This is a genomic window from Paenibacillus agricola (assembly GCF_011440305.1).
In the GTDB taxonomy this organism is placed as follows: domain Bacteria; phylum Bacillota; class Bacilli; order Paenibacillales; family NBRC-103111; genus Paenibacillus_S; species Paenibacillus_S agricola.
The window spans coordinates 480,823-492,168 of the sequence record NZ_JAAOIW010000001.1; the positions used below are offsets into that span (position 1 = coordinate 480,823).

General features: G+C 44.9%; 8 protein-coding genes. All 8 read right to left on the bottom strand.

All coding sequences use genetic code 11. The features are described from left to right. Positions 1-18 precede the first annotated feature (18 nt). Positions 19-1,959 carry a stage V sporulation protein D gene (locus G9U52_RS02325; protein ID WP_166145552.1) on the bottom strand — a complete coding sequence of 647 codons (1,941 nt, stop codon included), beginning with the start codon at positions 1,957-1,959 and terminating at the stop codon, positions 19-21. Positions 1,960-2,039: 80 nt separating this feature from the next. Beyond that, positions 2,040-4,364, bottom strand: a complete 2,325-nt coding sequence (locus G9U52_RS02330) for a penicillin-binding transpeptidase domain-containing protein (RefSeq protein ID WP_166145555.1) — start codon at positions 4,362-4,364, stop codon at positions 2,040-2,042. Positions 4,365-4,397: 33 nt separating this feature from the next. Further along, positions 4,398-4,835 (bottom strand): cell division protein FtsL, encoded by a 438-nt coding sequence (gene ftsL, locus G9U52_RS02335; RefSeq protein WP_166145558.1) that lies wholly within the window; start codon positions 4,833-4,835, stop codon positions 4,398-4,400. A 46-nt stretch (positions 4,836-4,881) separates the two neighbouring features. Further along, complete coding sequence (rsmH, locus tag G9U52_RS02340) at positions 4,882-5,838, bottom strand: 16S rRNA (cytosine(1402)-N(4))-methyltransferase RsmH (protein WP_166145561.1); 957 nt, start codon at positions 5,836-5,838, stop codon at positions 4,882-4,884. A gap of 19 nt (positions 5,839-5,857) precedes the next feature. Continuing rightward, positions 5,858-6,295, bottom strand: a complete 438-nt coding sequence (gene mraZ, locus G9U52_RS02345) for a division/cell wall cluster transcriptional repressor MraZ (RefSeq protein ID WP_166145564.1) — start codon at positions 6,293-6,295, stop codon at positions 5,858-5,860. 113 nt (positions 6,296-6,408) lie between these two features. Then, positions 6,409-7,497, bottom strand: coding sequence for a DUF4349 domain-containing protein (locus G9U52_RS02350; RefSeq protein ID WP_166145567.1), 1,089 nt, complete (start codon positions 7,495-7,497; stop codon positions 6,409-6,411). 122 nt (positions 7,498-7,619) lie between these two features. Beyond that, positions 7,620-9,431, bottom strand: a complete 1,812-nt coding sequence (locus tag G9U52_RS02355) for an ABC transporter ATP-binding protein (RefSeq protein ID WP_166146648.1) — start codon at positions 9,429-9,431, stop codon at positions 7,620-7,622. Between the two features lie 32 nt (positions 9,432-9,463). Continuing rightward, positions 9,464-11,308, bottom strand: coding sequence for an ABC transporter ATP-binding protein (locus G9U52_RS02360; RefSeq protein WP_166145570.1), 1,845 nt, complete (start codon positions 11,306-11,308; stop codon positions 9,464-9,466). Positions 11,309-11,346 lie beyond the last annotated feature (38 nt).

An 11,346-nucleotide genomic window follows, 5' to 3' on the forward strand; every position in this document is an offset into this window, starting at 1 on the left:
TTTTTTAAATAATAGCAATTAATTATCAGCTTGCGGGGGAGGCGCGGTCTCCGACAAATAAATCCGGATCGTAGAGCCTTGGTCCAGCTTGGCGCCCGCCTTGGGAACCTGGTTCACTACGAAGCTGCCTACCCCTGATTTGGCAAGCACAAAGTTTGAATTGAGGCTTTCATAAATATCGGTAACACTCATTCCAATTACGTTGGGAACCTCCACCTGCTTGGTATCCCCGTATACATATTTGCGTTCCATTTGATCCTTACGTTCAGGCACATTCAAATAACGGAGGGTGTCCTCCATAATGCTTTTAACGATTGGCGCAGCAATTAAGCCTCCAAACTGTAGCCCTTGTGGGTTATCTACAGCCGCATAAACGACAATCTTGGGGTCATCGGCGGGTGCAAACCCAACGAAAGAAACAATATGGTCAGTCGCTGAATAACGACCGTTCACGACCTTTTGGGCGGTTCCCGTTTTCCCGCCTACGCGGTAGCCATCGATAAATGCATTGCGCCCTGTCCCGTTGGCAACAACACTCTCCAAGGTTTCCCTAACCTGCTTGGAGGTTTCTTCCGTTAACACCTGCCTGACCATTTCGGGCTGCACAGCGTTAATTAAATCCCCGCCATCCGGCTGATACCAGCCCCGGGTAACATGGGGCTTGAACAGCCTACCCCCATTAATTGCCGCTGATACAGCCGTAATTTGTTGAATGGGAGTGACGGAAACACCTTGGCCAAAAGCGGTAGTTGCTAGCTCAACGGGACCTACACGGGACATCTTAAACATAATCCCGTTTTCTTCGCCCCCAAGATCGATTCCTGTTTTTTTGCCAAAACCAAAATTCGTAATATATTCGAACAACTTCTCTTTACCCAATCTTTGCCCCATTACAACAAAACCCGGATTACAAGAGTTTTCCACCACTTGTAAAAAGGTCTCGCTGCCATGGCCCCCTCTTTTCCAGCAGCGCAGCCTAGCGCCCGCTACCTCAATATATCCCGGATCAAAGAAGGAATCGGTAAGCTTTATTTTTTTTTCCTGTAATGCCGCTGCTAGCGTAATAATTTTGAACGTCGATCCTGGCTCATAGGTCATCCATATCGGTAAATTGCGATCATAGCTCTCTTTCGGAAAATCACGAAAGTTGGCAGGGTCATACCCCGGCCTTCCACCCATTGCCAAAATTTCTCCATTATTCGGATCCATCACAATCGCAACAGCATGCTCTGCCTGGTATTTCACCATCGCCTGATCAAGCTCACGTTCCAATACCGTTTGGATATGGCTATCGACCGTTAATTGCAAATTCATCCCATCCAATGGCTTTACATAAGTATCCGTTGAATTAGGCATTTGCCTTCCAGCAGCATCAGCCAAAAAGGAGATGCTCCCATTCAAGCCCGTTAATGGTTTGTCATACATTAATTCTATGCCCGTCAAGCCTTGATTATCAATACCTGTAAAGCCTAGAATATGGGCAGCAAGCCCCCCAAACGGATAAAACCGTTTGTTGTCTTCAGCAACAACAATCCCCGGAAGCACCAACGAGCGAATTTCCTGGGCTTGCTCCTGCGTGATTTTACGTCCGCCAGGCTGGATGCGGACAATTAATTGCCTTTGGGTAATTTGCTTCAAAACCGCTTCCTCATTCAATTGAAGCAAAGCTGCTAGCTGGGAGGCTACAGACTTCGCGTCTTTGATCTGTGCTGGAATGGCCATAACGGTTGGCGAGCTAATATTATAGGCCAGTTGGACACCATTGCGGTCCAAAACTTCCCCGCGTTTGGCTGCAAATGGAATGTTGCGTCTCCATGAATCCTCAGCTTTACCGGTAAGCTCTGGACCTAACCATATTTGTACGTAACCAAGGCGCACGATCAATGCACCAAAAACAATCGTTCCTACAATAAGTGCGGCAAATAGTCGACGACGAACCGTTACATTGGATGCTCTCAAGGTCGTTCCATCCCCTCCTGATATGATCTGAGACTGCTTCATATCCAGATTATTCAGGACAACCAGGGGTTAGAACAAGCTTACCTTGCGGGAGGGTCGTTTTTTTTGTTGCTAGATTCGCTGGTTTTAGGTGCTTCGGTTGTTTTTGTGGTGCTTGGTTTGGTTGTTTTATCTGCAGCTTTATCCGCTGGCTTCGCCGTTGTCGAAGGTGTATCCGTTGTGGATGCATTCATCATTTCGCTATAAGGCTTTAATTCAAAAACCAATTGGCGAACATCCGCTTCGGTATTTAGAGCTTGGGAAGCCACATAGCCTTCACCTGTCGATTGGCATTTCACTTTAATAAAAGCACAGACCTCCATCGCATCACGCAAGGATTTCCCGGTGAAATCGGGAATAGGCAGATCATTGCCTTCCTGTATGACTACATAGATTCGTTGCATAGAGCTAATATCAGTGCCAACTGCCGGAAATTGAGTAATAATCTTAGAGCCTTTTCCAATGGACTCAACCGTAATACCGAATTTGTTCATCACATTTTTCGCTTGCTCAACCGTGTTCCCCGTCAAATCCGGCATCGACATGTTGGTTTCTTTATCGGTTGCTTTCATTTGCTGCGTTGAAGAAGGCACCCCCATGTACCGAAGGGTTTGCGAGACGATTTCTTTAAATGCAGGAGGTGCTACCTCACTGCCACGGTGGTAATCTCCACCCAGCTCCGGCTCATCGGCAATAATAGCTACCAGTATTTTGGGATCCTCCACAGGTGCATACCCTATAAAGGATACGACCCATTTCCCTTCCGCATATCCTTTACCGCCAGGCGACACCTTATTAGCTGTACCTGTTTTTCCGGCAACCCGATATCCGTCAATATAGGCAGTCTTTCCTGTACCAATAGCTTGGTCGCTAACAACCTGCTCCAAATATTCACTAACCTGTTTGGCAGTCCGTTCGCTCACTACCTCACGAATGACCTCAGGCGGATACGATTTAATAACTTCCTTCGTTTTCGGATCAATGATTTCCTTAATAATATGCGGAACCATAAGTTTACCGCCATTGGCAATCGCCGCATATGCAGAGGTTTGCTGAATCGCTGTTGTTGTCAGCTTGCCTTGGCCATAGGTCGCTGTTGCAAAATCGGGCGGGAATTTCATTGAGACTATACCGGGAATTTCACCAGGAAGGTCTATCCCCGTTTTTACCCCGAAACCAAACTTATCAATATATTGCTTAAGCTTATCCGCGCCTAATTTCTCCCCGAGCTTTACGAAAGCTACATTACTGGAGCGTTTTAGTCCATCCAGGTAAGAAATTTGTCCCCATCCGACTATATTATGGTCATGTAGTCTGCGGTCATATACTTGGATGGAACCGGATTGGTACATTTCATTAGGATTAAATAAGTTTTCCTCAACGGTTGCAGCCAAGGTAACAATTTTAAAGGTCGAGCCCGGCTCATATTGAGAAGCTATCGTATTGTTAATAAAATCACTTTGATTTTCATTTTCCCAATAACGGTTTGGATTAAAATTAGGAGTGCTGGCCATACCCAAAATCTCCATAGTTTTAGGGTCTACAGCTATCGCCGTCAAGCTCTTAGGATTATACTTTGTGTTCACCTTATCTAAAGCGCTCTCCACATAAAACTGGATATTTTTATCAATCGTCAGCTTCACGGTACTGCCATCCACAGCAGGCTGGTAATTCACCTTGGCATCAGGAAGCTCTACTCCTGTAGGGTCTTTTTCATAATTCAGAATGCCGGGGGAACCTTTAAGAAAGCTGTCGAATCTGGACTCTAGACCGGTTAATGGCTTTGCTTCCTTGTTCATATAGCCAAGTATATGGGAGGCGAGCTTGCCTCCTGGGTAAAATCTTTTTTGTTCCTTTCTCAAGTAGATAAAGTTGGCTTTTATGTTGCGCCTCTTTTTCAACTCATCGACCCACTTCTTGACCTTTTCAGCTACTTCGGTTTCAATCATCCAGCCCTCATTGCGCAATTCTACTTCAGCAAATAATGTTCCATTTTCTCTCTTTTTATTCAGCAGGGTTCTAATTTTCTCCTCTAAAACGGCAGTGTTTGGCTCATTGGGTGGGTTGAGGATTTCAGCCAATCCCTTAACTACATCCTGCTCCAATCGGTTGTCACTAATAATTACAGGATTTAGAGCTACGGTAAAAGCTGGTGTCTCCTCAGCCAGCACCTTGTCATTGCGGTCAACAATCATGCCCCTTACGGGACGCAGTATTTCTTCTTTGGCCCACTTATCCTGGGCCTCCAATAATAAGCCTGCGCCTTGAACGACCTGTACCCAGTAGAGCCTGCCTACTAATGCAACAAAAAGGAGGGTAAACAACCCTCCAATAAGCAATGATCTAAACTTCACTTTTTTTGTCATTCCGACTCCTTTCTTACAGTCAGTTGTCGATGACTATGGGGTATTTTCTGCTTTTTTCTGGTTAGTTACTGTAGCATTGGACGGAGTGGCTGTTTCTTTCGTAGATACTTTACTAATTTGCTTATCTGCTGGCGGAACCATTCCAAACTTGTCTGCTTCGATTCTCAAACGATCAGGACTTGAGAGCGTTTCGACTTTATGTTTTAATACACTATTCTCTGCTTGTAAAACTTGAATATCATTTTCGATTTTCATAATTTTCGTGTTCATCTCATATATTTGGGCATAACGCCAAATAATCAAGCTTGCCACCGCTACGCAAACCAACACCGTAAACAAATAGAGAAGTTTTTCCTGAACCGGTAGCGATTTATTGCGGTATACAACCCGTTTTGTTTCTTTAACGGTTACCTTCTGGGTTGGACGTTGTTGCGGTTGGGTCGCTGAACTTCCATGTATATATGCAGGCATTCAAATGTTTCCTCCTCTTTCGTTTAAATGTCACATGCAACTGGGTTTAAGTATGTAGTTTTTCAGCAATTCTTAATTTGGCTGAGCGAGCTCGCGTATTCGCTTCCAGCTCTTCCTCACTTGCTTCGATCGGCTTGCGATTCACCAGCTTAACAATGCCTTTGGTGCCACACACGCACATCGGAAAATCAGGCGGGCATGTACAACGCTCCAAATATTTGGCAAAGGTTTGTTTGCAAATCCGGTCTTCTAGCGAATGAAAGGTAATAACAGCTATTCTGCCGCCTGGAGCCAGGCAACGAATGGACTGTACCAAGGCTTCCTCGAACACACCCAGTTCATCATTCACGGCAATTCGCAATGCTTGAAAGCTGCGTTTGGCAGGATGTGGACCGGTTCGGCGTGCAGCTGCCGGGATGCCTTCTTTAATAAGCTCTACAAGCTGTAAAGTTGACTCAATGGAACCCTTGGCTCTGGCTGCAACAATTTTGGATGCAATTCGTCTTGAAAACTTTTCTTCCCCGTATTCAAACAATATGCGGGTGATTTCCTCTTCGGGCCACTCATTAACGATTTCCCTTGCCGTTAATGGCGCGGTCTGATCCATTCGCATATCCAACGCAGCGTCATGGTTATAGCTGAAGCCACGTTCAGCTTCATCCAATTGGGGTGAGGAAACCCCCAAGTCAAACAGAATCCCATCTACCTGTGGTTGGCCACTTTCCATAAGTCTTGGCTCTAGCTTCAATTGCTGTTCGAGAAAACGAAAATTACTTCTGACAAGCTTTACTCTGTCCATTCGGGAGGATAGTTGCTCTTGGGCATGGGCCAAAGCTGCATCATCCTGGTCAAATGCAATGAGAAGTCCTTCACTCCCTAAACGGGAAACAATTTCCGAGCTATGCCCAGCCCCTCCCAGTGTACAATCTACGTATACGCCTTCTGGTTTTATGTTCAATCCATCTACAGCTTCTTGTTTTAATACAGTGATATGATGAAACATTGTTGGCCTCCTAAGATGTTTATAAATCGAAGTTAAGATCAACAAGCTTCTCGGCTATTTCGTTGAAAGATTCGTTCGATTGTTGGAAATAGTTTAACCAAGTAGACTTGTTCCAAATCTCTACCCGATTAGAAACACCAATTACCACACATTCTTTATCTAATTGAGCATAGTCTACGAGGTTATTGGGCAAATTGATTCTTCCTTGCTTGTCCAATTCACATTCTCCAGCACCGGAGAAGAAAAATCGGCTAAAAGCGCGCGCATCAGACTTCATAAGCGATAAGGCTTTCAGCTTCTGCTCAAGAATCGTCCATTCTTCCATGGGGTAAACGAAAAGGCATTGATCTAATCCGCGTGTTACAATGAAGGTTGAACCAAGGGATTCGCGAAATTTAGCAGGTACAATCATGCGGCCTTTATCATCAATCGTGTGCTGATATTCTCCCATGAACATACAAACCTTCACCCCTTCCCTCCACTTTACCCCACTTTCCACCACTTTGTATAGTTTATATTCGCTAGACAAAAGAAAAATCCTGCTTTTCAGCAGGATTCCTTTGTTATATTTTATTCATCTTTCTCTGTCACGATGATGTCCGGTAACACCATGGCTTGAGTTTTGCTATGTTCTTCGTTTAATCTTTGGCGCATTTCCGCTCTTTTCTTTTTTCGGGCACGTCGGATCAAATAAATCGGCAAACCGATCAAGGCTAGCACAATTGCAACCGGCAAAACAGCTGCCGCTATCACGATAATCCATTGAAAAACAACGATCAGAACAACCGCACTATCATTTAATGCAGCAGCGGCTCGCTGGAATAAAGGACCCCGGTCATTGGCCTGAATAACAGCCGCAGAACCCAGCTTTTGCGCAAGCCTGACTTCGATAGTGGAATATGCTACATTTTGTTCCAAATATCTCATACGCCCTTTAATTCGCTCAATTTCCTCCTGAACCTTGCCTAATTCATTGGAAAATGCCAATAGCTCATCCGTCTTCGCAGCCTTCTCCATAAAGCCAACCAGCCTGCCCTCGACGAGTTGCTTCGCCTTCAGCCTTGAGGACAAATCTACAAATTCCTCTGACACGTCCTGGCCCTGCATGTTTTTTTTGATGGAGGGATGAATGGTTTCCAATTGGGTTAACAGAGACTGGAAACCATTGGCAGGAACTTTAATGACGAAGGTGCCGCTCTTCTCGTAGGTGGTTTCATTTTCATTAAATTGTAAAATGTAGCCGCCTGCCAAACTAACCGCTGCTTCGATTTTCGACTCTGCCTCTGCATAGTTTTCAACCTGCATCGTTAAATTAGCTTTGTAAATAATTTTGCGATCTGCTGACGAGCTGCTTACAGCACTGCCATTGAAGCTATCCGCTGGCTTGGTCGCATTGGACTGATCATTCAGCTGTTTGTTGGTTCCCTGCGGTGGTGCACCTTCGTTGCCTGAAGGGACAGCAGTACCCAGAGCCGATTCAGAAGTGGTACTCGTGTTCATATCCGCCTTTGGCTCCGCGCTCGAAGCTGCTGAATCACTGCTCTCCTTTGCTGCCGAGCAGCCTGTAAGAAGTACCACCACTAATGCAGCCAGGATCCAGCGCTTTGCCGATCTTCGTAATACTTGCCTATTCTTCAAACTAATCCGTTTTTCTGCCATGAAGATTCCCCCATTTATATGTATTGGAATCATGCTGGCGCGGCATTCGCCAGTACTGGCGAATGCCGCGTTATCTTCTAAACGTGGGAGAATGTGGTATTGTTGCAGATCAGCCTAGCTATTTATCCTACTTCCTTAAGAAAACGGTATTGGGCTTGAATCAACCCATAATAAATCCCCGCTTGCTGCATAAGCTCTTCATGGTTGCCTTGCTCCATTAATACCCCATGGTCCAGCACCACAATGTTATCGGCATTACGAATGGTAGATAAGCGATGAGCAATAATAAAGGAGGTCCGTCCAGCCAGTAAGGTTTTCAATGCTTCTTGGATTTTCAGCTCCGTTTCGGTATCGATACTTGCTGTCGCTTCATCAAGAATCAGAATACGCGGATCAGCGAGCAACGCACGGGCAAAGGAAATTAATTGCCGTTGGCCCATTGAGAGCATATTACCCCGCTCCTGCACTTCCGTATCATAGCCCTGCGGCATATTGATAATAAAATCATGGGCACGCACCGCATTAGCGGCAAACTCCACCTCTTCATCTGTGGCGGTAAGCTTACCAAAGCGAATATTATCACGTATGGTTCCAGAAAAAATAAACGTATCCTGCAGCACGATACCTACTTGGGAACGAAGGCTTGAAATCGTCACCTCACGAATATCATGGCCATCAATGGTAATGCTGCCGCTAGTGCTATCATAGAACCGACATAGCAGGTTAATGATTGTGCTTTTGCCAGAACCCGTGTGGCCCACCAGGGCTATGGACTCCCCAGCCTTAACGCTTAAATCAATGCTATTTAACGCCTTGCGGCCAGGCTCATATTCGAATTCTACCTGCTTAAGCTCAATATTGCCCTCTACATAAGGCAATTCCTTCGCATGTAAAGCTTCAGGAACATTCGGCTCTTCATCAATAAACTCAAATATACGCTCGGAGGAAGCCATTGCTATCAGCATCTGTGAATACATTTGGCCCAGGCGGTTGATCGGCTCCCAGAAAAATCCGATGTAGGTAGCAAAAGCGACAAGCAGTCCCACCGTAATTTCTTGCTGCTGGATCAAGTGGGCTCCGTACCAGAATAAAATACAATAACCAACCGCGCCTGTTACTTCAATAATGGGGTTAAAGGAATGATTTAAGAGCGAAGCCCGGTTCCAGGATTTATGGTTGCTTAAATTCATATTATTGAAAAAATCCATATTTTCTTTTTCTTGGGCAAATGCTTGGGTTACTTTGATCCCTTGGATGCTTTCATTCAAATGGGCATTAATTCTCGATTGATTGGACTGCACGACCTGCCAGGCGCGACGGATATGCACCCTAAGCTTAGTCGAGATAATAAACATGATCGGCACCGTCACAATAATCGCCGCACCCAGCTTCACATTGTAAGCTAATAAAATAAAAATGATGCCAAGCAGCTGCACGCAATCCATTAATAAATTGACGACACCATTGGTGAACAAGTCCTGGAGGGAATTGACATAGTTCGTTATTCGAACTAGGATCGAGCCCGCCGGCCGTTTATCGAAGAAACGAAAAGAAAGCTTCTGGATATGGCTGAACAAATCATGGCGAAGATCATAAATGACCTTTTGTCCAATCTGGTTCGTATAACGAATTCGATAGCTATTAGCAGCCCATTGGATGATGTACAGCAGCAGCATGCCTGCCACACATTGAAACAGCAGCTTACTGTCACCCCCCCCATCGCGAAGTGCATGATCGATCGCATAAGCAATCAATAGTGGATTCAACAGCTTGGTTAATGCCCCAACAAACATCATCGTAATAATAATCGGTAAAATTTGCCTCGAATAGGGCTTTAAATATTTGCCGAGCCGCTTGACTTGTCCCCAGTCAAACTCTTTATCCAAGACCTCGTCATCCTGGTAAATAAAACGTTGCCCTGTTTGTTCATCCATGCCGCTTTGTGTAGTCTCTTTCTCTTCTCGGCTCACAGTTTATACCCTCCATTATCTGAACCCGCTACCGCTGTTTGAATAAAGGCTTCTGCTTCATCTGGGGCTTGGGGTGTTTGGTTAAGCTCTCCCTGATCTTCGGACGTAATGGGTTGATCCGCGAATTGGATTTTATAGGTTTCCAGATAACGCCCTGGCTGCTTCATCAACTGCTGGTGTGTGCCCCGCTGCACTACAATCCCTTTATCCAAGACTACAATCTCATCGGCATGCTTTAGGGAAGAAATCCGGTGGGCAATAATAAAAGTCGTCCGTCCCTTCATAAGCTCCTGGAAGCCTAGCTGAATTTCATGCTCGGTCTCCATATCGACCGCACTTGTCGCATCATCGAGAATAAGAATCTTCGGATTTTTCAGCAAGGCTCGGGCAATCGCAATCCGTTGTTTCTGGCCGCCGGATAGACCCATTCCCCGCTCACCCACAATCGTTTCATACCCTAACGGCATTTCCATAATAAATTCGTGGGCTTTGGCAAGCCGTGCCGCCTGAATAATCTGCTCCATCGAAACATTACGGACACCATAAGCAATATTATTCAAAATGGAGGAGGAGAACAGGAAGGTCTCTTGGAATACAATAGACATATGCTCACGTAAGCTTTCAAGCTTAATATCACGAATATCGCGGCCGTCCAGCTTAATCGAGCCTTCCTTAATGTTATACGCTCTTAACAAAAGCTGAATAACGGTTGATTTGCCTGAACCCGTACCTCCCAGCAGCCCAATTACAGATCCGGCAGGTGCATCCAGTTGAAAATCCTGAAGCGCCGACTTTTGATCGGGATAAGCAAACGATACCTTCTCAAACTTGATATGGCCTTGAACCTCATTGGCTTGCAGGCTTACTGCTGTGTCTTTGTCCTTCACATGTATGTATTGATGTAATATTTCCAATAAACGTTCTCCCGCCGCCTTGGACTGGGTAAAGTTATTAATATGAAAACCAATTTGCCACATCGGTCCGATAATATACCACATCAAGCTAAAGAAGGCGACAAGCTCTCCCAAGGTAAGCGTCTTTTGAATAACCATCCATCCGCCGGTAGCCAACAAAATAACAACACTTAAATTGGCAAATAGCTCCATTAGCGGAAAGTATTTAGCCCAAATACCCGAAGTGGTCACGTTATTCATTTTGTAATCCTCATTACGTTCAGAAAATTTCTCAATTTCATAAGGCTCTCTGGCAAAAGATTTAACGGTACGGACACCCGTAATATTTTCTTGTACGGATGTGGTCATATTGCTCATGGATTTACGGACAGAGCGAAATGCCGGATGGATTTTGCCTTCAAACCGTACTGCGGTAAATACCAGGAAGGGCATGGAGACCATCGTAATAAGCGTTAGCTTCCAATTGATAGTCAGCATCATAATGGCTCCAAAGGTAAACATCATAAAGACATTTAATATTTGTACAAAACCAAATCCGATAAAATCACGCACCGCTTGCAAATCTGCTGTCAGCCGGGACATCAAATCCCCTGTCCTCGCTTTGTCATAATATTGAAAGGATAAATATTGCAGCTTCTTATACAAAGCATTCCTCAGATTATAGGCAGTCTGGTTGCCAAGCCTGCCACTAAAAAAACCATGTAAATATTGGAATAAAGCTTTACAGGTAATAATACCCACGACAACGAGCGCTAAATAAGGAACCTCAGCAAATTGTTGCTTGGCGATTACGTGATCGATTAAATAACGAAGTAAATTTGGATAAACCAAGCCAAGTGCAGTTGCCGTCATTAATGACAGGATCGATGCATACATAAATCTTTTTTCTGACCAGTAATACTCCTTTAATTGCTTAAAAACTTCCATGTGGCCCTCCTCAGGATCTACTCTAAAACTGCATTATA

What these genes read in the sequence shown, in the direction of transcription:
- G9U52_RS02350 (WP_166145567.1), bottom strand. Translation starts at nt 7,497, where the DNA reads ATGGCAGAAAAACGGATTAGTTTGAAGAATAGGCAAGTATTACGAAGA.
- rsmH (WP_166145561.1), bottom strand. Translation starts at nt 5,838, where the DNA reads ATGTTTCATCATATCACTGTATTAAAACAAGAAGCTGTAGATGGATTG.
- G9U52_RS02330 (WP_166145555.1), bottom strand. Translation starts at nt 4,364, where the DNA reads ATGACAAAAAAAGTGAAGTTTAGATCATTGCTTATTGGAGGGTTGTTT.
- G9U52_RS02360 (WP_166145570.1), bottom strand. Translation starts at nt 11,308, where the DNA reads ATGGAAGTTTTTAAGCAATTAAAGGAGTATTACTGGTCAGAAAAAAGA.
- ftsL (WP_166145558.1), bottom strand. Translation starts at nt 4,835, where the DNA reads ATGCCTGCATATATACATGGAAGTTCAGCGACCCAACCGCAACAACGT.
- G9U52_RS02355 (WP_166146648.1), bottom strand. Translation starts at nt 9,431, where the DNA reads ATGGATGAACAAACAGGGCAACGTTTTATTTACCAGGATGACGAGGTC.
- mraZ (WP_166145564.1), bottom strand. Translation starts at nt 6,295, where the DNA reads ATGTTCATGGGAGAATATCAGCACACGATTGATGATAAAGGCCGCATG.